Origin of the sequence: Sphingomonas sp. R86520, assembly GCF_042466285.1 — a bacterium.
GTDB lineage: Bacteria > Pseudomonadota > Alphaproteobacteria > Sphingomonadales > Sphingomonadaceae > Sphingomonas.
Map to the genome: position 1 here is coordinate 1,529,248 of NZ_JAXHBZ010000001.1, position 26,188 is coordinate 1,555,435.

Genomic DNA, 26,188 nt, shown 5'->3' on the forward strand with positions numbered 1-26,188 from the left:
AACCGGGTCGGACTGCGCTATTTCAACTGGAAGCCGAGGCCGTGCAGGACGTCCCGCAGCACATCGCGTCCGGCGAGAGACTCCGCGCCCCGCACGCGCTGCGAGGCCTGATCCGTCCAGTCGCGCTCGGTCATGGCCTGCTCGCGCTGGAAATCGCGCAGGCGACGATCATAGGCCGCGAGCGCACTCGGCGCGGCCGCCTGGCCGTAGGTTTCGCGGAACAGCACGGCGTCCTGCGGGAGGCGCGGCTTTACCGACGCCGGGGCGGCGGGATCGGGAACGCCAATCGTAAGCCCGAACAGCGCAAAGGACTGCGGCGGCAGGCCGAGCTCGGCCGCCACCTCGGCGGGCTGGTTGCGGATCCCACCGATATAGCAGGTGCCCAGCCCGATCGACTCCAGCGCGACGACCGCGCTTTGCGCCGCGAGCGACGTATCCAACGCACCCAGCAGGAAGCTCTCGAGATAGTGGAGCGCGTCCGCCGGCGTACCGGCCCGCTCGCCGATCCGTGAAAGGCGATGATGGTCGACGATCCACAACAGGAAGAGCGGAGCCTGGAGGATCTGCTTCTGGTTGCCGGCAAGCGCGGCGAGCCGCGCCTTGCGCGCCGGGTCCTCGACCGCGACGACGCTCCACGGCTGGAGATTTGAGGAGCTCGCCGCCGATTGCGCCGCCGCGACAGCAAGTTCGATCGTGCCTTCCGGTACCGGATCGGACGTGTAGGCGCGCACGGAGCGATGAGCGAGGAGCGTGTCGAGCGTCTCGTTCCACGCGGTGTTCAGGTCGAGATCCTGCCGATAGCGGTCGAACAAACGGCTACCGCGCCGATCTGTCTCGTCCACGCGTGGATAGGCCAGGCCCGCTTCGCTCATGCTGTTGTCCCGCTTTCGAGGTTGGTCGTGCCGATCCGCGTTACGAGCGAATGCCGGTCTTCGTGATAATCGGCCGGCGCTTCCTCGACGCCGAGCAGGCGGTGGAGCCGCGCGCGCAGCTCGGCGATGCGCTCGCGTCGGGCGATGCCACTGTCGGGCAGATCGACCGGCAGATCGGCAACCAGGCGGCCGTCATCCAGGATCAGGATCCGGTCGGCCAGCAGGATCGCCTCGTCGATATCGTGCGTGACGAGCAGGACGGCCGGGTCGTGTACGTCGGACAGGCGGCGGAGCAGCGCGTGCATCTGGATTCGGGTCAGCGCGTCGAGCGCGCCGAACGGCTCGTCCGCCAGCAGCAGCTTGGGCTGGCGAACCAGCGCGCGGGCCAGCGCCACACGCTGTTGCTCACCGCCCGACAGTTCGTGCGGCCAGGCGCGCTCGCGACCGGCGAGGCCGACTTCGGCCAGCGCATCGCGACCTCGTTGACGTTGCTCGCGGCCCGTGACGCCAAGCAGGACGTTGTCCAGCACCCGCATCCACGGCAGGAGGCGCGCATCCTGAAAGATGACGGAGAGCCGCTCCGGCAGCTGTATCGCGCCCGTGCCTTCCGCCTCGTGATCGATCTCGGCCAGCGCGCGGAGGAATGTGCTTTTGCCCGAGCCGCTGCGACCGAGCAACGCGACGAACTCACCAGGCGCGATGTCGAGATCGATCCCGTTGAGCACGCCTTTCAGCGTGAACGTCCGGAAAAGTCCCCGAACCCGAACGGCCGGGGCGTGAAGGACGGCACTCATCGGCCGAGCGTCCGGCGCCAGGTGAGCAAGCGACGCTCCACCTGTCGGACGAGTGCGTCGGATCCGAAGCCGAGCAGCGCATAGACAACCAGCCCGACCAGCATCACGTCGGTCTGCGCGTAGTTGCGCGCCAGCGTGACCATGTAGCCGATGCCGCTCGTCGCGTTGAGCTGCTCCACCACCACCAGCGCCAGCCACGAGGACGTCACGCCGAAGCGCAGGCCGGTCAGGAAACCCGGCAGCGATCCCGGCACGACGACATAGCGCACGAACTGCCAACGGCTCAGCCGCACAGTCTCCGCCAGTTCCACATGCCGGATGTCGATGGCCCGCAGCGCGTTGTGTGTGTTGATGTAGACGGGGAAGAACACGGCGGTGGCGATCAGCGTGATCTTCATCGCTTCGCCGATCCCCAGCCACAGGATCATGAACGGGATCAACGCCAGGATCGGGATCCCGCGCTTGATCTGGACCAGTCCGTCGATCACGTAGCCACCAAGCAGCGACAGGCCGGACAGGAAGGCGAGCGTCACGCCGACCGCCACGCCGAAACCAAGCCCGGTCATCGCCCGCCAGGTCGAGATTGCGAGATTGTCCTGGAGGCGGCCTTCACGGATCAGGTCGATCGTCGTCGTGATCGCGGTCCATGGTGCTGGAAGGACACGGGGATCGAGCCAGCCCGTGACTGACAGTACTGACCAGTAGAGTAACAGCAGCGCAGGCCCGAGCAGAGTGCCATAGCGAGCCGGCTTGCCGGGACTGAGACGCTGCTTGGGCTGCAGGCGCAATTTATAGTGAGGCACGACCGCAACCTTCATCGTCGGAGATGGCACGCGAAGTCCTTGCGGATAGGCGTTCATGACGGTTTCCCCTGCACCGAGGCCGCGGCGTCGCCTGCGATCCTCTCGAAACGGCGATCGAAAAGCGTTGCCGCATCGAGGCGGGGGTGCTTCGTTTCGGGGCCGAGTGTGTCGATCGCAGCCTGCTGATAGGCGATCGCCCCGGCCCAGCTTCGCGGCACGGAGACATTGCCAGTATAGGCCGCCATCACACGGGCATCGGCGATGGGAAGGCCCCGATTTCCGACGTAGTAGCCGCGTGCCACGTCCTCGGGATGCGCGTTGACCCATGCCTGGGCGAGGCCCCAGTAATGAATGAAGATCCGAAGCGCAGCCGCCTTGCCCGGATCGGCCAGCGAGGTCTCCGGCACGTACACGTTGCCGCCGTCGTCGCGGAACGGAGGGTGTTTCAGAATATGTGCGCCCCTTGCACCGAAGTCCCGGACGTAGCGCTGCGCAACAAGATCAGCTCGGATAGGGGCGGCATCGATAGCGCCGGAGGCGAGCGCGTTGCTGTACACATCGCCGCCGATGCTCGAGGGCAGTTCGACGAGCGTAACGTCCTGTCGTCGGATACCGACAGCTTTCAGCGTCTCGATAACGATCTGCGCTTGAACTTGACTGGGACTGAAGGCGATCCGCTTGCCTCGAAGATCAGACAGCGTCTTGATGTTCGCCTTGGGCGCAATGCCAAAAACATAGGCCTGACGGGTCGCGCGGTCGGCATATTCGCGAAAGGCGACGATGCGGACCGGTATACCCATCCAGACGGCATGGATGGGCGGCACGCTGGCGCCGAAGCCTACATCAAGCACGCCGGCATGAAACGCCTCGGTAACATCCGGTCCGCCTGTGATCTCCGCCCACTCGACGCGGAACGGCAACCGTTTTTCCCAGCCGTTATGCTCGAAGACCCAGCGTGTGACCGGATCGCCGACGCGCAGCACCACCCCTGGCGGCACGCGGTCGGGTAGAGGGGCGGTGAGCGGAAGCCCGGTCTTCGCTTCGGCCGTCCTGTACGCGGGTGCGAAGGCGAACAGCAGCGCGATCGACCCGGCGACGAACGCCGCCAACGCGACGGACCCTTTCGGCCAGCGATAAACGGCCTGCGACATCAGACCAGCGCTGGCTCGGCTGGGACCGACTTCATCTGCTCGGCAGGATAGCGGTCGCCGATGGTCGCGCCGCGCGGGAACGCGGCCTCGAGCTCTTCGATCGTCCCCTCGTTCAATCGGATGTCGCCTGCGGCCCAATTGTCCTCGAGATGGCGAATATGCCGCGTACCGGGGATCGGGACGACACCCTTGGACAACACCCAGGCAAGGCTGACCTGCGCCGGCGTCAGGTGCAATCGCTCCGCCACGTCCTCGATCGAGCGTCGCGAGCGGCTGTTGGCGGCGACCGCATCGGCCTGGAACCGCGGGTGAATGCGGCGGCGATCATTATCCTCGACCGGTTCGGCGCCGGCCAGAAATCCTCGACCGAGCGGGCTGTAGGCAACGAAGCCGATACCCAGTTCGAGCGTGGTGGGAAGGATTCCCACCTCCACGTCGCGGGTCCACAACGAATACTCGCTCTGCAGCGCGGTCAGCGGCGCCACGGCGTGCGCCACGCGGAGCTGAACAGCGCTCGCTTCCGAAACGCCGATCCCGCCGATCTTGCCCTCTTCGCGTAGCCGCCCGAGCTCGCCGACCGACTCCTCGACGGGTGTCTCCGCATCGACGCGGTGGAGATAATAGAGGTCGATCTGTTCCACGCTCAGCCGGCGCAGGCTCGCCTCCACCGCCTCGCGCGCCGAGACCCACCGACCGTCGCCCTGACGATGCGTGAACTTGCTGGCGATGACGAGGCCGTCTCTCCGGCCTGCGATCGCCCGGCCCAGCAGTTCCTCGTTATGCCCATTGCCGTACCCGGTGGCAGTATCGAAAAAGGTGACGCCGAGGTCGATCGCGCGGCGCAGCGTACGGATCGAGTCCGCTTCATCCGCCTGCCCGTAGACATGGGAGAGGCCCATCGCGCCGAAACCTTGCGCGCTTACTTCCAGCGTCCCGATCGTTGCCACATGTCTTCTCCCAGCCCGATTGCCGATGTCTGAAGGGGCGCTCGATCGGACGCGATGCAGAAAAACTTCCCGACCGCGGACATTTCCTACCTGTTCGATGGGGATTCAATTTCTAGAACTCCCACTTGATGAGTAGGAATTAAGACGGGGGTCTACCGAATGAATCGTTCTGTTATCGTGCGGGCGCTTTTCGCGACTGCGGCTACGCTGACGATACCCTCTGTTACCTCGGCGCAAGAAGCGCCAGCGGTTAGGCTCGATAGCAGCGACGAGGTCGTGGTGACCGCCCGCCGCAGGGCCGAAAACATTCGGGACGTTCCGATTTCGGTGCAGGCGATCAGCGGCGAGACGCTCGAGCGCAAGGGCACCATCGATCTGCAGAGCCTGGTCGAACAAACGCCGGGTTTGAACTCGACGGGCGGCAACCCGCGCAACTTCTCGGTGACGATCCGCGGCATCGGCTATGCCCCGACTGCGGCGGACGGCCTCGACAACGCGATCGGGGTCTATTTCGACGGCGTCTATCAAGCCCGGCCGGGCCAGGTCCTGCAAGATCTGGTCGACGTCAAAAGTTTCGAGGTCCTGCGCGGCCCGCAGGGGACCTTGTTCGGTCGCAACGCAGCCGCAGGCGCTCTGAACGTCACGTTCAACAAGCCGAGCTTCACCCCAAGCCAGACGTTCGAGGCGTCCTATGGACGGTATGACTTCGCCCAGGGCAAAGCCATCATCACCGGCCCGATCACCGAAAACATCGCCTTTCGCACGGCAGTGTATGGAACCCGCTCCGACGGCTGGATCGCTACGCCGTTCAGACCCGACTTCAAGAGTGCGGCGGCGCAGAAAGGCATCTACGCTCCGACCGCGACGGACGACGATACCACCGCGGGTACGAAGCGTTGGGGCATACGCCAGCAGTTCCTCATCAACGCAGGCAAATTGAGCGTCAACCTCTCGGGCGACCTGAATATCGAGAGCGACAGTTCATCCGGCTTCAGTTCCGGCGGCGGCATCCAGGAACTATTCGGCCCCGGCAACTGGGGCATCAATACGACCGCGGCGCAGCAGGCCCGAGTTACGACCGCCCTCAAGGCACTGAGCCAGCTTACGAATTTCGGCGGCGTCCAGAACTGGGTCCCGACGGTCGATCCGAGAACCAACATCACCAACAACTACAACCACATGCTCACGAGAAACGCGGGAATTTCCCTGACAGCGGATTATGACTTTGGTGGCGCGACTCTTACCTCGATCAGCGCATGGCGTCTTTGGACGTTCGATCCGCCACAGGACAGCGACAGCTCACCGCTCGACATCTATCAGAATGCGGCGTTCAGCCACAGCGACCAGTTCAGTCAGGAGTTCAGGCTGGCCTCCAAACGACAGAGTCCCATCGAATGGCAGGTCGGGGCGTTCCTGTATTATTCCAAGCTGAAGGATCACTATGTCGTTCATCAGTTCGGCGCAGATGTGATCCCGTGGTACAATGCGTATAACAGCTTGGCAGGCACGGCGTTCACGCCGATTCCGCTGTCGTTTCGGTCCCAGCTGACCGGCGCGCAGATTATCGAAGACACGAGCGTCGAGAACCGGAACGCGGCCGTCTACGGCCAGGCGACCTGGCATATCACCAGCGCTTTGGACCTGACGGGCGGCCTGCGCTACACCTATGATCGCAAGAATGGCAGCAGCCCGGTCGATACGAGCCTGCTTCCAACCTCGCTCCCTGTTGGGGTGACGAACGCACAACTAAACGCGTTTTATAACGCGATCGATGCCGTTCAGCGAAATTCGGGGGTCGCCTACACGGTGCCCGGCTATCCGACCGCGGTCGCTGCGACTGGATATCCGCTCGATATCAAGACGTCGAACGACAACGTGTCCGGTACGGCCAGCCTTTCCTACAAGATCACGCCCAATCTGACGACCTACGTTACCTATGCGACGGGCTTTCAGGCCGGCGGTCTCGATCTGAACAATCGCTCGCTCGATCCGTCGGCCCCTGCCGTCCAGCCAACGAAGACGAAAAACCTCGAAGCCGGCGTCAAGGCCTCGCTGCTGGATCGTCGCTTGACCCTGGCCGTCGCGGCCTACCAGGAGAAGCTGGAGGGGTTCCAGACCTCCATCTCCTTCACACTGCCCAACGGCACCATCCAGCGAGGCGCGACGAATGTCGGCGATATTCGCGCGCGTGGTGTCGAGTGGAGCATCACAGCCAATCTCGGGGCGGGGCTCCACCTCACGTTCGACGGCAATTACAACGACGCGATCTATACGAAGGCGCCTTCGCTCCCGGCGCCCGCGGAGTTGAGCTACAACGGTGTCGCAAGTATCAACGCCAAGGGTCAACGCGCTCCGTACGCGCCCAAATGGGCGCTGTCCGCCACGCCGTCCTGGGACTTCGAGATCGGGCCTCGCACCGAATTCTACAGTTATGCGCAATATTCGTACACCACGTCGTACGGCACGGGCGTGACTCAATCGATTTACACGCAGGTGCCAAACCAGTTCAACCTCAACTTGCGGGCAGGCCTACGGCTCAATAGCGACAAGTATGATATTTCGATCTACGCGAACAACGCGACCAACGAACGTAACATCATCTCGCAAGCGCTGTTGGCAGCACCCTCAGGCGCGGGTGTGACGGCGTATCTTGGGCGTACCGTCAACTATAACCAGCCCGCACGGTATGGCCTCACCTTCAGGGCGAAGTACTGAAGTCGGCATCGCCATCGAACATGTAGGTCGATGGCCACGCCGGCGCTTTGGCGTGTCGGCGGCGGCAGTCGCTAACTGACGACTGGGCCGGCCGAGACAGGGCCAAAAGGTACGTCGCCACGTATCGTGACCCGTTCCATTCGCCGGCGGGCAGGCCAGTAATCCGCGACCGGATAATGCTGGGTCGCGCGGTTGTCCCAGACCACGACGGCATTCGGCGTCCAGCGGAAGCGAACCTGGTATTCCGGGACTTTGAATCGGTCGAACAGATACATGAGCAGCTCTGCGCTCTCGGTCTCGCCCAGTCCGTCGATGCAGCTGGTGAAGCTCGCGTTGACGAATAGAACCCGCTCACCGGTTTCGGGATGCGTGCGGACGATCGGGTGGTGCTGCGGCGGAAACTCAGTGGCGATCACGGCGCGCCGCTCGGGTGCGACGCGGTCGCCGAAGTCGAACAACAGGTCGTGGGTAGCGGTCAGGCCCTCGATCCGCGTTTTCACCGCGTCGGGCAGCCCGGCGTAGACCGCAGCGGCATCGGCCCACAGCGTGTCGCCACCGATCTCCGGGATTTCCCGCGCACGCAACACCGCCCCCATCGACGGCGAAGCGCGGAACGTCACGTCAGCGTGCCATTTGTCCAGCGTCTGGAAGCGATGGTTGCCGGCATTGTCCTCGACGCGTCCCTCCGATCCGCGAATGTCGAGGATCTCGGGGTATCCGGGCACATGCTTGATGACCGGATGTCCTTCGAGGTCGCCCCACACTCGGGCCAGTGCCAGATGCTGCTCGTAATCGAGATCGAGGTCCCGAAAGAACAGGACCTTGTGGCGCAGCAGCAGAGCTCGGAGCGCTGAGGCCAGGTTGGCGTCGATCGATCCGTCGATGCGCAAGCCGGCGACTTGCGCGCCGAGGACCGGACCACATGGCGCGACTGACAGCCTTGGGGCGTCTATCACGCCCGTCGAAACCAGCGTTTCCCGTTCGACATCAGCCAAAGCAATCCTCCAAAGACAATCAGAACACCCAGCCGTGCAAGCTCGGCCGAGGCGGCGACCAGCAATGCCCCGCATACGACGATCACGCAGGTGGCGACTACGGTGCCGAGCGGCAAGCGGAAGCACGCGTCCGGCGCATCGCTTTGACCACGAAGCCGTAGCAACGCCGCGGCGCAGACCATGAAGATCAGCAATCGCGACGCGCTCGACGCTGCGATGCTGGTGACGAAATCGCCTCTAAACGCCAGCATCACGGCCACGACACCGGTCGTGAGGATGGCGACGTCCGGCGTTCGCCTGCCCGACGCGAGCCGCCCGAGGGCCGCAGGCAATTGCCCGCGCTCGGACAGCGCAAGCATGAGACGCGGCGCCGTGATCCATTGGCTGACGAGCGTACCGAGCACGATCACCGCAGCAGCGATCTCGGCAGCACGCGCAAACTCGTTCCCGAACAGGCGGGCCAGGAGGTCGCCAACGGGACGCTGACTAAGCGCGAGATCGGGCACGCCGCGCCAGCATGCGGCGATGACGCCTGCATACAGCGCGGTGACCACGGCCATCCCGGCGATCAGCGCAAACGGAACGGCGCGGCGAGCGTCCACGACTTCGCCCGCTACTGCCGTCGGTCGCTCGAAGCCGACGAATGCGAAGAACATCAGGATGAGCGCTGATACAGGCTGGGCCGCCGCGGTCGGTGCGACTGCCGGTGCCGCCGGTGCGGCAAGCCCTGCGATCGCCACGCCGGCCAGCAGGCCAAGTTTCAGCACGGTCAGCGCACCGCTCGCGATCGCCGAGCGTCCCATGCCCGCACAGGCCAACGCGGTCAGTCCCAGCCCCGTCCCCACCACCGTCAACCGGTGCGCTTCGGGTGCCACCATCGTCGCGAACAAATTGAGCAACGACGCCGCGGCAAGAACCGTTGCCGCCCAGGACAGCCAGCCTGCCGCGAATCCCGCGACCGGTCCAAAGGCGGCGGTACAATATTCGACAGGTCCCCCGCTCCCCTCCATGCGGCTGCCGAGTTCGGCGAGGCAGAGCGCGGCTGCGAGCGCGAGGACGGCAGCCCCGGCAACGACCCAGCCGGTCGAGGCGCCTGCGAGCGCGTAGACCTTGCCCGGCAGTCCCAGGATCCCTGCGCCGACGACGCAGTTGATCGTGAGTGCCGTCAGTCCCCACTTGCCCAGCGCACGCACGAGGCCGCTCGGATTGGTGCGGTCCGAGGCCAAGCTCACCGTCGACGCGCTTCGAGAGCGGCCAAGCCGCTATCCGGGAACAAGGCGTCGATAAAACCGAACTTCGTCATATCGGCGATCCGCTGCGGGTACAGGACACCGTTCAGATGATCGAGCTCGTGCTGCACGACCCGCGCGTGGAAACCACGCGCCTTACGGATGAGCTCGCAACCGTCCTCGCCGATACCGCGATAGCGGATATGCGTCGGACGCGGCACTGATCCTCGCATGGCCGGGATCGACAAACATCCCTCCCACCCCTCTTCGGTCTCGTCGGTCAGGATGTCGACGTGCGGATTGATCAGCGTCGTCATCGGCACCGGTGGTTCGTTCGGATAGCGCGGGTTCTTGTCAAAGCCGAAGACCATGACGCGCAGTTCGACGCCGATTTGTGGCGCTGCCAGGCCCACGCCGTTCGCAGCGGTCATGGTCTCGTACATATCCGCTATGATCGTCCTCAGCGCGGGATCGTCGAGGTCGCACACCGGCTGCGCGACGCGAAGCAGGAGAGGATCTCCCATTTTCAGGATCGAACGGATCATGGCTTGTCAGTCCGGAGAGAAGCGGTTGGCGGGTCGCGGCAAGCCCAGATGATCACGCAGTGTCGTGCCCGCATACTCGGTACGGAACAGGCCACGGCGCTGCAACTCCGGCACGACGCCATCGACGAACGCATCGAGCCCGCCGGGCAGCCACGGGAACATGATGTTGAATCCATCCGATCCCACACCCAGCCACTGCTCCATCTCGTCTGCAATCGAGGCAGGTGTCCCGACAAACGCGAGCCCCGCGTAGCTCCCCGCCTTCTGTGCAAGCTGGCGGATCGTCAGCTTCTCGTCGCGTGCCAGACGGACCATCCGCTCGCGCGCGCTCTTGCTGGCATTGGTCTCGGGAATGTCGGGCAAGGGGCCGTCGGGATCGAAGCCCGATACGTCATAGCCGAGCATGCCGTTCAGCGAACCGATGCCGCTATCGTAATGGACCAGGCTATCGAGATGCGCGCGCTGGGCCTGGGCCTCCGCAATGGTGTCCGCGACCACGACGAAAGCGGCAGGCAGGATCTTCAGATGATTGGGGTTACGCCCGATCGCCTTGGCGCGCGCCTTCACATCGGCGTAGAACCTCCTGGCCGAGTCCAGCGTCGGTTCGGCGGCGAACACGACCTCCGCGGTTTCGGCCGCGAGCTGGCGGCCTGGCTCCGAGGATCCCGCCTGTACGATCACCGGCCAGCCCTGCACCGGCCGGGCGATGTTGAGCGGCCCGCGGACCGACAGGCTCGGCCCCTTGTGGTCGAGCACATGCAGGCGCTCGGGATTGAAATAGATTCCCTGGTCGACGTCACGGACGAAGGCGTCGTCGGCGAAGCTGTCCCAGAGGCCGGTCACGACGTCGTAGAACTCGCGCGCCCGGACATAGCGTGCGTCGTGATCCATCTGACCCTCATAACCGAAATTGAGTGCCGCGTCGGGGTTGGCGGTGGTCACGATGTTCCACCCGGCACGCCCCTCGCTGATATGGTCCAGGGAGGCGAACCGGCGAGCGATGTGATAGGGTTCGTCGAACGTCGTCGAGGCGGTTGCGACTAAGCCGATCCGCGTCGTCGCACCGGCCAGCGCGGCAAGCAGCGTGAAGGGCTCGAACGACGTCACCGTATGGCTGCGCTTCAGCGCGTTCACGGGCATGTCGAGCACCGCCAGGTGGTCCGCCATGAAGAACGCGTCGAACTTCGCCGCCTCCAGCCGCTGCGCAAAATGCTTCAGATGGCGGAAGTTGAAGTTCGCATCGGGATAGGCACCGGGATAACGCCACGCGCCGGTATGGATGCTGACGGGCCGCATGAACGCGCCCAGGTGCAGTTGGGGTCGATCGGTCACACGATGTCCTTCAAAATCAGGATTGGGCCGGGGCGATGATGGCCTCGGGAACCTCGACCACATGGTCGGGCGGTACGTCGCGACGCAGCCAGACGTTGCCGCCGATCCGGGTACGGGCACCGATCGTGATCGGCCCGAGAAGAACGGCGCCGGCAAAAATGACGACATCGTCGCCGATCTCGGGATGGCGGCGGACGAACGCTTCGCCCGCCGCACGCGCGGCCCCCGTCACCGAAGGCTCTCCGCCCAGCGTTACGCCCTGATACAACCGCACGCGGTCGCCGACGATGGCCGTCTCGCCGATCACGACGCCGGTACCATGGTCGAGGAAGAAACCGTGTCCTATCCGTGCGCCCGGATGAATGTCGATTCCGGTTTCGGCATGCGCAACCTCGGCGATAACGCGTGCGACAAGTTCTGCACCGAGTTTGTGCAGCCGGTGCGCCAGGCGGTGATGAATGACTGCTGCCACCGACGGATAAGACAGCAGGACTTCGTCCACGCTGCGCGCCGCGGGATCGTTCGCGTATCCGGCCTGGATGTCCTCATCCAGCAACCGGCGGATGGCAGGCAGGCTCGCCGCGAAGTCGCCGACGATGCGGTCGGCGCGCTCGCCTTCTTCAACGCTGTCGATCGCCGGACGCACGATCCGTAGCTCGAGCGCGATCTGCGCGGCGAGTTGCGAAAGAGTCGATTCCAGCGTCGCCTCGACCCAGCGGTTCTCGTTTTCCGCGGTCAGTTCGGGCGGACCAAGCCGTAACGGAAACAGCGCTGTGCCCAGTTCGCGCAAAATTCGGCCTAGAGCTTGGCGCGATGGAAAGCGGATCCCACGCTCGGCATGACGAGCATGACCCCCACGCCACTCGCGCCGTGCGCCCTCCAGGCCATCGACGACATGGCCGAGTTCGCGCGGAAACGCGATCGTCGAGGCATAACTGTTAAGGTCGGTCATAAGGTATTCCGTTCGCTATAGGCGGGTTCCGCAAGTCGGGTGGTCTGCGCAACGGGTCGACCGTGGTGACTACCGATCAGCATCGAAAGTATGTCTTGTCCGTCCGGCCAATTGCCGAGGTTCGATGCCGTATTGATATGTCCGCATTCGCCTACATCGATGAGATGCGCCCCCCACGCCCGCGCCATCGCCTTTGATCGGACCATCCTCGCATAGGGGTCGTCCTGGCTGGCAACGACAACGCTCGGGAACGGCAGGGTCACGATCGGTGTCGGCCCGAACCGCAGGATCCGCGGATCGGCATCGGTTCGATCGACATCGGGCGGTGCGACCAGCAAGGCCCCCCTCACCTGCGCCGTTCCGCTCGGCCCCAATTGCTTTGCCCACCACGCGACCGCGTGACAGCCCAGGCTATGTGCGACGAGCACGATGTCGCCGCGCGCCTCGTAGATCGCCTGATCGATACGGCTCATCCATACGGTGCGGATCGGATCGTCCCAACAGCCAAGCTCGATGCGCGCGCAGTCGTCGCGTTCCCGCTCCAACCGCGTCTGCCAGTGGTCGATCCCGGAATTCCATAGACCGGGAATGGTCAAAATCCGCGGCGGGGCCGCTGGTGTTGCCTCGTTCGCCTTCATCGACGACCTCTCGAAAGGAGCAGCTCGTATCATCCACTAACCTGATCGGAATTCACCACAAGAAAACATAGCGCATGCGAAAAGGAGGCTTGTCTCCTGCACCTGCCGGCACCGCCTTCCGCTTTCGTCGTCGAAACGTTTTCTTCTTTTGATATCCCAGCGAGCGAGAGGACATTAACCTTTGACTCAGGAGGCCATCATGTCGCTCAAGCTGCTCGATACCGTTCCCGATTTCACGCAAGACTCTACCACCGGCCCGCTTTCCTTTTACGACTGGGCAGGCACGGATTGGGTCGTTCTCTTCTCCCACCCGCGCGATTTCACGCCGGTGTGCACGACCGAACTGGGTGCCGTGGCGAAGCTGAGACCGGACTTTGAAAAACGTGGCGTGAAGGTCGTCGGCCTTTCGGTAGACTCGCTGGCGCGGCATCACGAATGGGCGAACGACATCCTGCTGACGCAAGGGGCCGAACTCAACTTCCCGCTGATCGCCGACGAGGATCGCCGCGTTTCGCAGCTGTTGGGCCTGATCCACCCGAACGCCTCTGACACGACCACGGTACGCACCGTGTATGTGATCGATCCCGCGCACCGCATCCGCCTCACGCTGACCTATCCAGCCTCGACGGGACGCAATTTCTCGGAGATTTTGCGGACGATCGACAGCCTGCAGCTGACGGACACGCACAAGGTGGCGACGCCGGCGGACTGGGTGCATGGCGACGACGTCATCATCCTGCCCTCGCTGGACGATGGCGCGGCGCGTGCGCTGTTCCCGAACGGCTGGACGACGCACGCACCCTATCTGCGCACCGTCGCGCAGCCGGGAGCGCAGTCCGCAGCGTCATAATCGTACGGCGGCTTCGGCCGAGAACCACAGCCTTAGCGGCGTGCGCGCCGCCCGCTGGTTCGACCATCAAGGATTCCATGATGCGATATTCCGCGATCCTGCTCATCGCCTTGATCGGTGCCACGCCGCTCGGCGCACAGACGCTCACGCTCGACCCCCATCTGGACCTGCCGAAATCTGCAGGTGTGCCGGGATGGACGGGGTTTGAGGATCCCACGTCTCAATTCGACCTGGAACGCGCCAAGACCGGTGGCCTGAACGCCGCGGCAATCGCATTGTTCGTGCCGCAGGGCGCGCGCGATGCCGCTTCGTTCGCCAAGGCACAGGCCGAACTCGTACGACGCGACGCTGCGATCCACGCGATCGTGGACCGCAATCCCGGCCGCGCGGCGCTAGCCCTGTCGCCGACGGACGTCCGCCGGATCGCCGCAAGCGGCAAGTTCGCGGTGATCGAGAGCCTGCTCAACACCTGGCCGCTCGGTGACGATCTTGCCCAGTTCGATCGATGGTATGCTCGCGGCGTCCGGATCGTCGGCTTCGTTCATGCCGGCCACAACCAATATGCCGATTCCTCGCGTCCCGCACTTCCGCTCGGCGACAAGCCGGCCGAACATGGCGGGCTCTCACCGCTCGGCAAGGCGGCGGTGACACGGCTCAACGATCTCGGCATCCTGATTGACGTGTCGCAGCTATCCGATGCCGCCTTCGATCAGGTGCTTGCGCTATCGCGCGCGCCGGTGATTGCGAGCCACTCCGATGTCCGCGGGATGGTCGACACGTCCCGCAACCTGAGCGATCCGCAACTAGATGCGCTGCGGGCCAAGGGCGGCGTCATCGCGATCAATGCGTTCAGCGCGTACCTGCGGCCCCGTTCGCCCACGACCTCGAAGGCCGTCAACGATCTCCAGCGCAGCTTCGGTCTGTCGGCGGGCGCTGGGGTGACGCTGAGTGCCGAGCGGCAGGTGGACTATGACCGACGCTATCACGACATCGTCGGCAAGGAGCCCAGGGCGAGCGTTGCCGATCTGATTGACGCGGTCGATTACGCCGTAAGGCGGATCGGCATCGATCACGTCGCGCTGTCGTCCGATTTCAATCACGGCGGTGGTGTGACCGGATGGAACGATGTCGGGGAGCTTGGCGGCGTGACCGCGGAACTTGTCCGGCGTGGATACACGCCCGGCCAGATCGACAAGCTCTGGAGTGGCAACGTCCTTCGCGTCTGGCAGGCTGCAATCGACGGGCGAAAGGGTGCGACATGACACTTGATACGGACCAGATCGTCACGGTCGTGACCACCGGCGATCGCGCCAGCTCGACGTCGGGCACGGTGCTAGAACTCGACCTTTCGCGATTTCAGACTGGTCGCTGGGCGCTACAGCTCGATGGTGTGTTCGCGAAGCGGACCCAACCGGTCTGCGTCATTGCGCGCGGCGTCGCCGCGCTCGCGGTAGCCTGGTGGGCCCAATTGTCGCCACGAAGCTATATGAAATCCATACGCGGCGCGATATTCGTGGCTCCGCTGAGCATTGGGCTCGGCCAGGATGGTATCGCTGCGGCTGCACGAGGTGGTCCGATCACGCAGTTACCCTTCCCATCCATAGTGGCAGCATCGTCCGATTTCGGTATCGATCAGATGCGAAAGTTTGCTGACGGTTGGGGAAGCTATCTCATCGACTTTTCCTCTGGTGGCTCAGAACGGCCTGCCAGCCCCATCGAGGCAGAACTTGTCGATATTCTTGGGTCTACGAACGCTGTACCACCGCTCGACCAACTTTCTCCATTGGGCACGGTTGGAATTACACAGATGGATTTAAACGTCGGCTGATTTGCCAACTACCAGATCGTACTTACCCAAAGATATGCCCGCCCTCTGAGCCAAGATCGGAGGCATAGAGTGCGTCGTCCCAAACGCACCTTAACAAGTTCGTTTTCACTTCGACGACGGCATCTCAGGGCGCAAGCAACCCGCCCGTTGCCCTGCCAGTACCGGTAAGTTTAGATTGCATGTACCTTGAGGGCACCAAACTATCTTCAACCTGCGACGTTTTGCTCCATTAGTCCTAGGACGATACGTCGTTTTGCAGCTAGTTTGCGCCTGAAGCGCAAGCGGTTATTCCCCTGACCTGCTACCAGCTCATTTTTTCGACCAAGCTCGCAGTGATTAACGCCCAGACCCACATTCGGTCATTCGCGCGCCGTTCCCCACTCCCCAACTTCGGCCCCTCATTCATCTCCGCGTTACAGCCACTTTTGGTACGCGTTTTCCGCTGCGGATGTCGCGATGTGGCGTTTCCTCAAAGAGTGGATGCGGAGGTAGTCCTCCGTCCGTCGCCAAGTACCTTTACAGCCCGCCGGGCAAATCGCGGCCTCGACTCCGGGGCAGGACGGCCCGATGATGTCGAAACGACGAAGGGAGATCCCGGATGGACAAGTTCACGCTGCACAAGGACGCAAAGACGGAAAAATGGCGGCTGGAGAAGGAAGGCTCGGACCGCGCAGTCAAGCTCTTCGACAAGAAGGCCGACGCGACCAAGGGCGGCGCCCTCGCGGACGCAATCGGCAAGGGCGGCGGCTCGGTTAGGATACGCAAGGTCGACAATACGATACAGGAGGAGCGGACCATCAGGCCCGCGAAGGATCCGCGAAAGTCTAAGGGCTAAGGGCGTTCGCTCTCCTGCCGGGAACCGATAGGACGGGCGGAACTATACGGTGATCGCGCCGATCACAGAACGCATCGGCGTCATCGAGCCCTGAGCGGGTAACGCGTGCGTGGGAGCTTGCCGCAAGCGCGAACGGATGGTCTTGAATACCGCATGGCAAATTTCCCGCGCTCGCTTCCCGAAAGGGCGTCCCTCTACGCGAACGCGATCCACGAAATACGCATGCGGCTGCGTATGGTAGAAGATCTCCGCCGGACGGAGTTGCCTCAACTGTTCGTCTATGAGTCGTGCCGGCTTCAGTTGCGGATGGCCTGCGAGTGCCTCGCGATGGCCTGCCTTGCTGCGCAGGGGGACTACGAGACGCACAGGGCTTTGCGCGAGGGATACGCCGTTCCGGCGATCTTCAAGGTCCTCGCTGAGGCGCACCCCAATTTCTTTCCTCGCCCTGCCGATCTGCGCGAGACGCTGGACGGGTGGCTCTTTAACGCGAATGCCTCACGTCCTCTCGCGATCACCCGCGATCAGGTCGAGGCGCTCTGGAACCGCAGCGGGTCCGACCTCCACCGGGCATCGGCGAAGCGCTACGTCGCGCGGACGAACGCGGTCGACTTCGACGCGGTCAGGAGGGCCACCGATAGCTTCTGGTGGCTGCTCGCGAACCATGCGGTCGAACTGACCGCGTCACCGGGCGACAGCGTAGTCACCGTACTGCACGTCCTCATTGACACGGCGACCGACGCGATGGCGCTCCACTTCATCCACGCAAACTGTGATAGCAAGACCGTCACGATCGAGGAGTTCTTCGTGGACGCGCCCCCCAGCGTCTTGACCGCGGTCAATCACCACCCGGGAATTAAACGTGTAATGCCGGCTGTCTCGGTACGGTGCGCAGAGCTGCAGCAACTTGTTGAATTAACGATGAACAATCGAACTTCGTCGAGGCCTGAAGCGGACTAGCGGGTTCCTCCCGGAAGGCTTCTGCTATCGAGGAGGACCGACCCACATCCGGTCATTCAGAGTGTCCTGTCCGCCTCCCAGCATCTGCCATTCGTTAATCTCGAAAATGGCGATTCAACCCCGCCCAGACTGCGGCAGATAATCGGCGAGGGGCGGAGTACGGGTGAGCGGCAGCGTTCGTGAAGGCGGGTGGCTGCCGATCGAGATCATCCTGACCGCGGCGTATTTCACGCGCGAGAGCGTTCATCTCGCCGAACCTGCCGAATTTTACTCAAACCCGATGTACCACGGCGAAATTGTAGAGGCCATGCAGCGGCTGATAGAGCGCCAAGACGCTGGATTGACCTTAAGGCTTGCCTCTCCCAATCGAACTGAAAAGCGATACGAAATGCGGATGTGCGCTAAGCGCTCAACCTCGTGTGGCTGCCGCTGTCATGCGCCTTTGAAAAGCGGTAGAAAGTTGTGTCGCTGAGTAGGGCTTGCGGATCAGCTCCAGACCTTCGACGCCCTGCTCTGCGAGGACATGGCTATAGCCGCTTGCCAACACCACCGGGAGAGCCGGCAGGTCACGCGCAAGCCGCTTAGCCAGCTCGATTCCACCCATTCCTGGCATGACCACGTCCGAGAACACGATGTCGTAGCCGTCTCCGTCGTCCCCCAGTTGCTCCAGCGCCTCTTCGGCACTCGTCACCCACCGGGTACGATAGCCAAGATCTTCGAGGAGTTGGGTGGCGAATTGTCCGACACTGATATTGTCCTCGACCACCAGAACGCACCGGCCTGCGCCATCAACTGGTTCCGCCTCTGTCGTAGGCCGGGGCTCGCCCGTCCAAACCGCATGGGCTTGAGGCAGGTAGAGCGTAAACGTCGCCCCCTCGCCGGGAACGCTATGGACATCCACGTCGCCGCCCGACTGCTTGGCGAAGCCGAACACCTGGCTCAGGCCGAGCCCCGTGCCCTTACCCACCTCCTTGGTCGTGAAGAAGGGTTCGAAGATTCGCTCCAAAACGTCTGCTGGAATGCCGATGCCGGTGTCGGATAGCGACACCGCAACGAATTCACCGGCGCCGGGGCCATGCCCCCGGATCGCCGGCATCCTGGAGCCGCAACGCAGCCTTATCGTCAGCGTTCCTTTGCCATCCATCGCGTCACGGGCGTTGACCGCCAAGTTGACTAGTGCCGTCTCGAACTGACTGACATCGGCCCGGATCCGGCATTCTTCTTCAGGCATCTCATACTGGATAGCGACCTGCGCGCCGGTGATGCTGTCGAGCATGTCGCTGATCGCGTCGAGGCGCTGTTCCACCTCGATCACTTCCGGCTCCAGCGTTTGCCGGCGTGCAAAGGCCAGAAGCTGACCGGTAAGCTTAGACGCCCGATCGGCGGTGTCGCCGATCGCATCGAGATAGCGCTGCCGCTTGTCGGGCGCGATATTGTCGCGCCGAAGCAGGTCGACGGAGCCGCGGATCACGGTCAGGAGATTGTTAAAGTCGTGCGCCACACCGCCGGTCAGCTGGCCTATGGCTTCAAGCTTCTGGCTCTGACGCAGCGCGTCTTCCACCGCATATTGCTCCGTCATGTCACGGCCGACAATGTGAAACAGGTCAGATCCAATTTCGGGAACGGCCGTCCACATGATCGTTCGCTTGCTGCCGTCCTTGGCGAGAACGCGATCAACGAAGTCCGTAACCAGACCGCCTGCTGCCAGTCGTGCAACGACGTTGGCCGTCTCCGCGTGATCGGCTGAATCAACGATAGTGATGAAAGGCCGCGTCAGCAGTTCTTCCTCGCTCCATCCGAGTAGCCGCGTCCAGGCAGGGTTGACGTGGGTGAGATATCCGTCGAGCCGCGCCGTCGCCATCAGGTCATTCGTAAGTTGCCACACCCGATCACGCTCGGCGGTGCGCGCTTGGACGCGCTGTTCCAACGTTTCATTCAGGGCGCCCAGTTCAGCTTGGCTACGTTTGAGTGCAGCATCGGCCTGAACGCGGGCGGTCGTCTCGTTCGTAAAGATAAACAGACCGGCAATCTCTCCCTCCGCGTCGAGAATGCGGGAATAGGAGAAAGTGAACCATGTGTCCGCCTGACCGCGATCCGTGCTCAGCTTCCACGGGAGATCCGTAAAGCGCTGACTTCGACCGGCGAATGCTTCTTGGATGATCGGCTCGGCCTGCTCCCAGGCGTCGGCCCACACCTCGCGGAACGGTGCCCCCATGGCCCAAACCAGCCGAGGCCCGAGCAAGGGAAAATAGGTCTCGTTGAAGAAGAAGGTCAGCTCGTCGCGGCCCCACGCGAGGATCATCGACTCGGGCGAGTTCAGGACTGTGCTGAGCGTCGCCTTAAGCGCTTCCGACCAACCCGCAGGCTCCCCTAAAGGATGATCCGACCAATCCCGCTTAAGGATCAACCGCGTCGCCTGCCCGCCGCCCGCAAGAAAGCGAAGGTGGCGCGGCAGGGCGGACTGTTCGGTAAAAGGATCATCGGTCATATCGCGGGCGCTACTACCCTCCCGAGCGACGCTTTCCAAATCACCAAATTCCTTGGCAAAACCGATTGTTAAAGACACCTAGCCTCTTCCGCGCAACCTTCGCGTTCACGCCAGCGCCGCCCATCGGGCGAGCGAATTAGATGGCGTACGAGACGCAGCTTCTGGCGTTAGTTCAGATCGTCGCCGGGGCGACTAAACGTCCACCCGGCCATAGCGGTGCACCGCTGCCTGCCGCTCACTTTGTAAGCTCTGGTAAATCAAGGATGCCGTACTTTTAGAAGGTCGTCCTTTTCCACTATGCGGACTTCGCTCGTTACGTAGGTAAAGATGAGACGGACGACGTCCGCGGAATCAACGCTGCTTCAGACCCACAGCGCCGGATCTGAGGTACGCGCTTTGGGCTCGATCGGCGGGATGACTCGGTTTGGATGGACGTCAGTACCTGCGTCGCGAAACGGCGCCATCGGAGAAACCGTTGGAACGCTCTTCGTTCAATCTCAAGCATTTACCCGGTGGAACGCTGGTAGCGAACCGGGGTTTAGTCGGGCGTGGGTGCGACACTTGGGCCCATGAACTCGATACCAATCTCGCAAGGAGCCATACCTTGAGCATTCACGCCGTCCGCGTTCACCGTTTTACCGATCCCGAGACGCTGGTCGTCGACCGGATCGACGCCCCCGCGCCTGCCGACATGACTGCGGTCGTCCGCGTGCAGGTCGCCAGCGTCAATCCGGTCGACTGGAAGACCGCCGAAGGCCAATACCCGCCGGTAGGTGAAGACAAACTGCCGATCGTGCTCGGTCGCGATCTGGCGGGTGTGATCGCGTCCATCGGATCTGGTCTGGACGGATGGGCAGCCGGCGACCGGGTCTGCGCCTTCATCGGTCAGGATCGCGGCGCGCAGACCGAGCAGGTGCTGGTCGCCGCCGAGGAACTGGTGCGCATTCCCGATGGCATCTCGACCGACGTCGCAGGCGCGCTGCCGCTAGCCGCGATGACCGCGTGGCAGGGGCTGTTCGACCATGGCGGGTTGCAGGAAGGGCAGCGCGTGCTGATCCACGGTGCGGCGGGCGGAGTCGGGCATCTCGCCGTGCAATTCGCACGCTGGAAGAACTGCACAATCTTCGCAACCGCATCTGCGGACGATCTGGCGTTCGTCCGTGGCCTCGGCGCCGATACCGTCATCGATTACGAGAACGAACGCTTCGACGATATCGCCACCGACCTCGATCTGGTTTTCGATACGCAGGGCGGCGAGACGCAGGCGCGATCATTCGCGACATTGAAGCGCGGCGGCATGCTGGTATCGACACTGGAACCGGACGAAGCGCGCGCCGCCGAGTTGGGCATCCGCACCGTCCCGCGCTGGCATGCCGAGGCCGACGCGGCGGCGCTTGGTCGCGTGCTCGACCTAATCGTCTCGGGGGACGTGAGGGTCGAGATCGCGCGATGCTTCACGCTCGACCAGATTGCCGACGCGCACCGCTTCGCTCGCAACGACCACCCACGTGGGAAAGTGATCCTCACCGTCTAGGCAGCATGACGTTCCTCTCGCCACCTTTTGCTGGCGAGAGGGACGCTCGAGATGACATATTTTTCAGCAAAGGCGCCTGACTATTCTTAGGGTATGGGCTTGAAACACCGTCACTAATCGTCGAACGGTCATGTCTCAGAGGACGTCATGCAGCTGTTTCGACCGGGGCTAGATACGATCGCACGACAGACTTTGTCCGGTCTTGTTTTCGTATCCGCGCTGCTGCCGTTCCATGGCGCAAGGGTCGCACGGTCGAGCACGACGGTGGGCGACGGCCGCATCGGCGAACAGGATGTCCCCCACGAGTACCGCATGACCACAGGCCGCGCTGCCGGCAATGGGCTCACGGTCTGGATCTTGGGTAGCGGACGTAATTCGACGGATTGCTGCCAAGGGCTGGCTATGGGCTCCCCTGCCCCATGAACAACCTGACCCGCTGAGATGGAGCTACGCCCCGCCATCGGCCTGTTCGGCATCGTCCTTGCCGCGATCGCAGCGCAGCTCAACGATGCGGTGTTGAACGCCGCGCTGTCCGATGTCGCGGGCAATATCGGCCTGTCGAGCGACACCGCAACTTGGCTGCAGACGCTGTTCATCACCGGACAGGTGATCGGCATGTGCACGTCGCCGTCACTCGGCATCGGTTTCGGCTTCCGCCGGTTCGCGCTGTTCGCGATCTTCCTGAACTGTTTCCCCCCGCTGTTGATGACGCTTGGTGGTCATCACGGTGCGTCGGTGCTGATCCTGCGATTCATCGAAGGGCTCGGCTCCGGCTTTACCATTCCGCTGATCCTGACCATCGCGCTACGCTCGGTCCCGCCCGCGATCCGGCTCTACGCGCTGTCGGTCTATGCGATGACCGCCACCCTGACGCCGTTTCTCGCGACCAGCTTCGCCGGGCTCTGGATCGACGTGGTGCAGGACTGGCGTTTCGTATTCCTCCAGCCGTTTCCCTGGTGCGCGATGGCCGCAGCCTGCGTCTGGTGGGGCCTGCCGGCCGACAAGCCCGACTGGAAGCGGCTGAAACAGTTCGACTGGCTTGGCCTGACGTTCGTCGCGACCGGCTGGGGCAGCCTGACAATCGTGTTCGAACAGGGCGACCGGCTCGACTGGTACAATTCCGCGTTGATCGTCATCCTGACCGCCCTCGCGCTGGTCTCGCTGCCCGCATTGGTCATTTCGGAACGGTTCGCGCGCGTGCCGCTGATGAAGTTCAGCCTGCTCGCCGAGCGCAACCTGCTCTATCCGGTGATGACGCTGCTGCTGTTCCTGGTGCTGTCGCTCACCGCGAGCCAGGTGCCGCTCAACTTCCTGATGCAGGTGCAGGGCTACAAGCCATTGCAGGCGCATCTCGTGACGCTCGCGGTGGCCGTGCCACAGATCGTACTGCTGCCGCTGACCGCGTGGATCCTCGACCATCGGCATGTCGATGCGCGCTGGATCAACGCGCTTGGCTATGGGCTCATCCTGATCGCGTGTTACGGCGGGGCGCACGTGACGCCGAGCTGGAACCGGGACCAATTCTTCGGGTGGCAGCTGATCCAGTCGGTTGGCTTCGCGTTCGTGGTCATGCCGCTGCTGCTGATCGCGACCAATTCGATCAAGCCCGACGAAGGGCCGTACGGCTCGGCACTGGTCAACACGCCGCGCGCGGTGGCGGAGGGCGTCGGGGTGTGGGCGCTCGAGCTGATCACGCGGCTGCGCGGCGGGCTTCACCGCGAGCGGATCGTCGACCTGATCGGCCAGAACCGGCTCCAGCTCGAGCAGTTCGGCATCCTGCCGCAGGGTAGCCCACGAGTGTCCGACCCCGCGCTCGCCGCAGCGAACACCGAGGTGATGCGAGCGACGGCGACGCTCACGACAATCGACAGCTACGTGATCCTGGGATCGATAGCGGTAGTGCTGATGATCGCGCTCGCGTTCATCCCGAAGCGCACTTATCCGCCGCGCATCGCGCTTGCCGGGCAATAAAGGGAGAACGACCGGTGACGGCCGAAACGGACGACGACAAACCTCAGGACGAGGCGGGAACCGGCGATGGCCAGTCCGGCGGCCAGTCCGGCGGCCGGTCCGGTGGAGGGGCCGCCGGAGGGTCCGATGATGGCCAGTCCGACAAGCAGGACAGGGACGGCGACAACAAGAAGGACGGCGACGACGACGATAGAGACGAGGACAAGCCCAAGTCGAAATGGCCATGGATCGTCGCCGGGCTCGTCGTCACCGTGTTCGTTGTGGTCATCCTGATCATCATACTCGTGCCGCACGAGAACGTGACGACCGAGGATGCCTATGTCACCGTCCACTATACGATGGTCGCGCCGCGTGTGTCGGGCCAAATCGCCGAACTGCCGGTACAGGACAACCAGCCGGTCCGCGCCGGTCAGCTGCTCGCGGCGCTCGATCCGCGCGACTATCGCACCCAGCTGCAACAGGCGGAGGCCAACCGCCAGGCGAGCCGCGCACGCGTGCTTCAGGCGGATGCGCAGATCGCCCGCCAACCCTCGATGATCCGTCAGGCCGAGGCGCAGGTGATGACCGCGCAGGCCCGCCTCGCGCTCGCCGTTGCCGACCAGCGCCGCTACGCCGCACTCGCGCAGACGGGCGCCGGCACCTTTCAACAGCATCAACAGGCCGACGCGCAGCTGCGCGAGGCGCAGGCAACGCTCGCTCAGGGCCAGGCCGAAGTGTCGAGCCAGCGCCACCAGCTCGACAGCCTGATCGCCGACCGGGCGGCGGCGGTCGCGCAGGTCAGTCGCGACGATGCCGCGATCGCGCAGGCGAAGCTCAACCTCGGCTACACGCGGATCTATGCGCCGATCTCGGGCACGGTCGCGCAGAAGACGGTGCAGATCGGCAACCAGGTGGCGACGGGTGCGCCCATTCTGATGCTCGTCCCGCTCGCAACCGCATTCGTGACCGCCAATTACCGCGAACTGGAGCTGCGCCACATGCGGCCGGGTCAGGCGGCGACCGTCCATATCGACGCATACGACATCGATCTCGCGGGCTATGTCGAAAGCCTGCCGCCGGCGTCGGGGGCGACCTTCTCGCCGATCCCGCCGAACAACGCGACGGGCAACTTCACCAAGATCGTCCAGCGCCTGCCGGTGAAGATCGCGGTGCGCCCGAACCAGCCCCTCGCCCGCCTGCTGCGCGCCGGCCTGTCGGTGGTGGTGACGGTCGACACCAATCTTGACGACGTGGTCGGACAAGCCCGCTGCGACCGTGTGCGCGACGCGAACTGCGACCGCCGGATCGACCAGCCGTGAAGCGCGCCGCGGTCCTCTCTTTGCTGCTCGCCGGTTGCACGGTCGGCCCGAACTTCGAGCGTCCCCGTGCCGACGTCGCGCCGGCGTTCGGGCCGACCCGGACCGACGTCGCGAGCCGGACCACCACGGGCACCGTCGATACGCGCTGGTGGGAGAGCTTCGGCGATCCCGAACTGACCAGTCTGATCGGTCGTCTCGCCAGCCGGAACCTTGACCTTCAACAGGCGGCCGAGCGGATCGAACAGGCCCGCGCGGTGCGCAGCATCGTATCGGCGCAAGGGCTGCCCTCGGTCCAGGGCGATGCGAATGCGGTCCGCCAGCGCCAGAGCATGAACGGCATCAGCTCGCTGACCGAGCCGGCGCCGGGTGCCAAGCCCGAATTCAACCTGTTTTCGACGATGCTCAGCGCCGCCTGGGAGCTGGACCTGTTCGGTCGCGTCCGACGCATGGCCGAGGCCGCCGACGCGTCGGCCGACGCGCAGGTCGAGGCGCGCAATGGCTTGGCTCTATCCGCCACGGCCGATCTCGCGCAGAGTTATTTCCAGCTGCGGCTCGTTCAGGCACAGTTCGCAGTTCTCCGCCGTAATCTGGCGATCGCCGAACGCCGCCGCGCATTGGTCCGCAATCGCTTCGCCAACGGCATCGCGACGACCCTGGAGGTGGCGCAGTCGGATGCGCTGGCGCTGGCGATCGCGCAGGACCTGCCGACCCTGACCACGCAACAGACCCGGCTGATCAACGCGATCGGGCTGCTGCTCGCCGAGCCACCGCGCGCGCTGGCCTCCGAATTGGTCAAGGACGCGGTGCAGCCGCCGGTGCCGCCGACCGTGCCCGTCGGCCTGCCCGCCGACCTCGCCCGGCGCCGACCCGATGTCCGCGAGGCAGAGGCGCGGCTCCACGCCGCTACCGCGCAGACAGGGGTAGCGGTCGCCGATTTCTATCCGCGCGTTACCCTCAGCGGTGATTTCGGTTTCGAGAGCCTGCAACTCGGCAGCCTGTTCGACTGGAGTTCGCGCCAGTTCATGGCCGGCCCCGGGATCAGCCTGCCGTTCTTCCAGGGCGGCCGCCTGTCGGGCACGCTGAAACTGCGCGAGTCACAGCAGCGCGAGGCCGCGCTGCAGTTCCGCAAGGTCGTGCTTCAGGCGTGGCACGACGTCGACAATGCGCTGGTCGCCTACACCGAAAGCCAGAAACGCCGGGTCGACGCCGCCGCCACCCGTGCGGCCAATACGCGCGCCCTCGCGGCCGCCGACGAACAATATCGGCAGGGCGTCACAACGCTTCTCGACGTGATTGTCGCACAGGAGAGCGTGTTACGTGCCGAAAGTACAGTTGCTCAAGCACAAGCCGATCTCGAACAGCGCCTGGTCGATCTCTACCGTGCGCTTGGCGGCGGTTGGGAGGCCATGACGACAAATCCTGTGGGAGAACCGGGCAAGGCTGCGACGCGATGA

At 63.9% G+C, this 26,188-nt stretch carries 22 protein-coding genes; 10 read left to right on the plus strand and 12 right to left on the minus strand.

Features of this window, described 5'->3' with window-relative positions; translation table 11 throughout:
• Positions 1-17: 17 nt before the first annotated feature.
• Genes SJY41_RS06985 through SJY41_RS07005 form a run of 5 tightly spaced genes read right to left on the minus strand, consistent with a single transcriptional unit; the run spans position 18 to position 4,567 of the window.
• Entirely contained in the window at positions 18-872 is an 855-nt protein-coding gene (locus SJY41_RS06985; protein WP_380780287.1) for an NADPH-dependent oxidoreductase, read from the minus strand.
• A complete protein-coding gene (locus tag SJY41_RS06990; RefSeq protein WP_380780289.1) occupies positions 869-1,666 on the minus strand; it encodes an ABC transporter ATP-binding protein in 798 nt (265 codons plus the stop codon). The genes SJY41_RS06985 and SJY41_RS06990 overlap by 4 nt, the downstream gene beginning before the upstream one ends.
• Complete coding sequence (locus tag SJY41_RS06995) at positions 1,663-2,526, minus strand: ABC transporter permease (protein ID WP_380780291.1); 864 nt, start codon at positions 2,524-2,526, stop codon at positions 1,663-1,665. The genes SJY41_RS06990 and SJY41_RS06995 overlap by 4 nt, the downstream gene beginning before the upstream one ends.
• Positions 2,523-3,620: an ABC transporter substrate-binding protein gene (locus SJY41_RS07000; protein ID WP_380780293.1), complete on the minus strand. Its 1,098-nt coding sequence runs from the start codon at positions 3,618-3,620 to the stop codon at positions 2,523-2,525. The genes SJY41_RS06995 and SJY41_RS07000 overlap by 4 nt, the downstream gene beginning before the upstream one ends.
• Positions 3,620-4,567 carry an aldo/keto reductase gene (locus tag SJY41_RS07005; RefSeq protein WP_380780294.1) on the minus strand — a complete coding sequence of 316 codons (948 nt, stop codon included), beginning with the start codon at positions 4,565-4,567 and terminating at the stop codon, positions 3,620-3,622. The genes SJY41_RS07000 and SJY41_RS07005 overlap by 1 nt, the downstream gene beginning before the upstream one ends.
• Positions 4,568-4,726: 159 nt before the next feature.
• Here SJY41_RS07005 and SJY41_RS07010 point away from each other — a divergent pair, with 159 nt between their 5' ends.
• Positions 4,727-7,282: a TonB-dependent receptor gene (locus tag SJY41_RS07010; RefSeq protein WP_380780296.1), complete on the plus strand. Its 2,556-nt coding sequence runs from the start codon at positions 4,727-4,729 to the stop codon at positions 7,280-7,282.
• 71 nt (positions 7,283-7,353) lie between these two features.
• Here SJY41_RS07010 and SJY41_RS07015 read toward each other — a convergent pair whose 3' ends face one another.
• Genes SJY41_RS07015 through SJY41_RS07040 form a run of 6 tightly spaced genes read right to left on the minus strand, consistent with a single transcriptional unit; the run spans position 7,354 to position 12,973 of the window.
• On the minus strand, positions 7,354-8,277 hold the full coding sequence (locus tag SJY41_RS07015; protein ID WP_380780298.1) for a TauD/TfdA dioxygenase family protein: 924 nt from the start codon (positions 8,275-8,277) through the stop codon (positions 7,354-7,356).
• A complete protein-coding gene (locus SJY41_RS07020) occupies positions 8,235-9,509 on the minus strand; it encodes an APC family permease (RefSeq protein WP_380780300.1) in 1,275 nt (424 codons plus the stop codon). The genes SJY41_RS07015 and SJY41_RS07020 overlap by 43 nt, the downstream gene beginning before the upstream one ends.
• On the minus strand, positions 9,506-10,051 hold the full coding sequence (gene def / locus SJY41_RS07025) for a peptide deformylase (RefSeq protein ID WP_380780302.1): 546 nt from the start codon (positions 10,049-10,051) through the stop codon (positions 9,506-9,508). Before def ends, SJY41_RS07020 begins: the two co-directional genes overlap by 4 nt.
• A 6-nt stretch (positions 10,052-10,057) precedes the next feature.
• The gene (locus tag SJY41_RS07030; RefSeq protein ID WP_380780305.1) at positions 10,058-11,383 is read right to left on the minus strand and encodes an LLM class flavin-dependent oxidoreductase; all 1,326 of its coding nucleotides are present in this window, start codon (positions 11,381-11,383) and stop codon (positions 10,058-10,060) included.
• Between the two features lie 16 nt (positions 11,384-11,399).
• A complete protein-coding gene (gene epsC / locus SJY41_RS07035) occupies positions 11,400-12,335 on the minus strand; it encodes a serine O-acetyltransferase EpsC (protein WP_380780307.1) in 936 nt (311 codons plus the stop codon).
• Positions 12,332-12,973, minus strand: coding sequence for an RBBP9/YdeN family alpha/beta hydrolase (locus tag SJY41_RS07040; RefSeq protein ID WP_380780308.1), 642 nt, complete (start codon positions 12,971-12,973; stop codon positions 12,332-12,334). Before SJY41_RS07040 ends, epsC begins: the two co-directional genes overlap by 4 nt.
• A 199-nt stretch (positions 12,974-13,172) precedes the next feature.
• Here SJY41_RS07040 and SJY41_RS07045 point away from each other — a divergent pair, with 199 nt between their 5' ends.
• The 5 genes from SJY41_RS07045 (at position 13,173) to SJY41_RS07065 (ending at position 17,443) form a co-directional block, all read left to right on the plus strand.
• On the plus strand, positions 13,173-13,823 hold the full coding sequence (locus tag SJY41_RS07045; protein WP_380780310.1) for a peroxiredoxin: 651 nt from the start codon (positions 13,173-13,175) through the stop codon (positions 13,821-13,823).
• Positions 13,824-13,900: 77 nt separating this feature from the next.
• The gene (locus tag SJY41_RS07050) at positions 13,901-15,085 is read left to right on the plus strand and encodes a dipeptidase (protein ID WP_380780311.1); all 1,185 of its coding nucleotides are present in this window, start codon (positions 13,901-13,903) and stop codon (positions 15,083-15,085) included.
• Positions 15,082-15,651: an alpha/beta hydrolase gene (locus SJY41_RS07055; protein WP_380780313.1), complete on the plus strand. Its 570-nt coding sequence runs from the start codon at positions 15,082-15,084 to the stop codon at positions 15,649-15,651. Before SJY41_RS07050 ends, SJY41_RS07055 begins: the two co-directional genes overlap by 4 nt.
• Before the next feature lie 598 nt (positions 15,652-16,249).
• Positions 16,250-16,486, plus strand: coding sequence for a DUF2188 domain-containing protein (locus SJY41_RS07060; protein ID WP_166748305.1), 237 nt, complete (start codon positions 16,250-16,252; stop codon positions 16,484-16,486).
• A 153-nt stretch (positions 16,487-16,639) separates the two neighbouring features.
• Complete coding sequence (locus tag SJY41_RS07065) at positions 16,640-17,443, plus strand: hypothetical protein (RefSeq protein WP_380780315.1); 804 nt, start codon at positions 16,640-16,642, stop codon at positions 17,441-17,443.
• Positions 17,444-17,852: 409 nt separating this feature from the next.
• Here SJY41_RS07065 and SJY41_RS07070 read toward each other — a convergent pair whose 3' ends face one another.
• Positions 17,853-20,009 (minus strand): ATP-binding protein, encoded by a 2,157-nt coding sequence (locus tag SJY41_RS07070; RefSeq protein ID WP_380780317.1) that lies wholly within the window; start codon positions 20,007-20,009, stop codon positions 17,853-17,855.
• A 526-nt stretch (positions 20,010-20,535) separates the two neighbouring features.
• Between SJY41_RS07070 and SJY41_RS07075 the strand changes: the two genes are divergently transcribed.
• From SJY41_RS07075 to SJY41_RS07090, 4 genes are all read left to right on the plus strand, one after another.
• Complete coding sequence (locus SJY41_RS07075; protein WP_380780319.1) at positions 20,536-21,465, plus strand: NADP-dependent oxidoreductase; 930 nt, start codon at positions 20,536-20,538, stop codon at positions 21,463-21,465.
• 441 nt (positions 21,466-21,906) lie between these two features.
• Positions 21,907-23,436, plus strand: a complete 1,530-nt coding sequence (locus tag SJY41_RS07080) for an MFS transporter (protein WP_380780321.1) — start codon at positions 21,907-21,909, stop codon at positions 23,434-23,436.
• 14 nt (positions 23,437-23,450) lie between these two features.
• Entirely contained in the window at positions 23,451-24,734 is a 1,284-nt protein-coding gene (locus tag SJY41_RS07085; RefSeq protein ID WP_380780323.1) for an HlyD family secretion protein, read from the plus strand.
• Positions 24,731-26,188, plus strand: a complete 1,458-nt coding sequence (locus SJY41_RS07090; protein WP_380780325.1) for an efflux transporter outer membrane subunit — start codon at positions 24,731-24,733, stop codon at positions 26,186-26,188. Before SJY41_RS07085 ends, SJY41_RS07090 begins: the two co-directional genes overlap by 4 nt.

What these genes read in the sequence shown, in the direction of transcription:
- SJY41_RS06985 (WP_380780287.1), bottom strand. Translation starts at nt 872, where the DNA reads ATGAGCGAAGCGGGCCTGGCCTATCCACGCGTGGACGAGACAGATCGG.
- SJY41_RS06990 (WP_380780289.1), bottom strand. Translation starts at nt 1,666, where the DNA reads ATGAGTGCCGTCCTTCACGCCCCGGCCGTTCGGGTTCGGGGACTTTTC.
- SJY41_RS06995 (WP_380780291.1), bottom strand. Translation starts at nt 2,526, where the DNA reads ATGAACGCCTATCCGCAAGGACTTCGCGTGCCATCTCCGACGATGAAG.
- SJY41_RS07000 (WP_380780293.1), bottom strand. Translation starts at nt 3,620, where the DNA reads ATGTCGCAGGCCGTTTATCGCTGGCCGAAAGGGTCCGTCGCGTTGGCG.
- SJY41_RS07010 (WP_380780296.1), top strand. Translation starts at nt 4,727, where the DNA reads ATGAATCGTTCTGTTATCGTGCGGGCGCTTTTCGCGACTGCGGCTACG.
- def (WP_380780302.1), bottom strand. Translation starts at nt 10,051, where the DNA reads ATGATCCGTTCGATCCTGAAAATGGGAGATCCTCTCCTGCTTCGCGTC.
- epsC (WP_380780307.1), bottom strand. Translation starts at nt 12,335, where the DNA reads ATGACCGACCTTAACAGTTATGCCTCGACGATCGCGTTTCCGCGCGAA.
- SJY41_RS07040 (WP_380780308.1), bottom strand. Translation starts at nt 12,973, where the DNA reads ATGAAGGCGAACGAGGCAACACCAGCGGCCCCGCCGCGGATTTTGACC.
- SJY41_RS07045 (WP_380780310.1), top strand. Translation starts at nt 13,173, where the DNA reads ATGTCGCTCAAGCTGCTCGATACCGTTCCCGATTTCACGCAAGACTCT.
- SJY41_RS07050 (WP_380780311.1), top strand. Translation starts at nt 13,901, where the DNA reads ATGATGCGATATTCCGCGATCCTGCTCATCGCCTTGATCGGTGCCACG.
- SJY41_RS07055 (WP_380780313.1), top strand. Translation starts at nt 15,082, where the DNA reads ATGACACTTGATACGGACCAGATCGTCACGGTCGTGACCACCGGCGAT.
- SJY41_RS07060 (WP_166748305.1), top strand. Translation starts at nt 16,250, where the DNA reads ATGGACAAGTTCACGCTGCACAAGGACGCAAAGACGGAAAAATGGCGG.
- SJY41_RS07065 (WP_380780315.1), top strand. Translation starts at nt 16,640, where the DNA reads ATGGCAAATTTCCCGCGCTCGCTTCCCGAAAGGGCGTCCCTCTACGCG.
- SJY41_RS07080 (WP_380780321.1), top strand. Translation starts at nt 21,907, where the DNA reads ATGGAGCTACGCCCCGCCATCGGCCTGTTCGGCATCGTCCTTGCCGCG.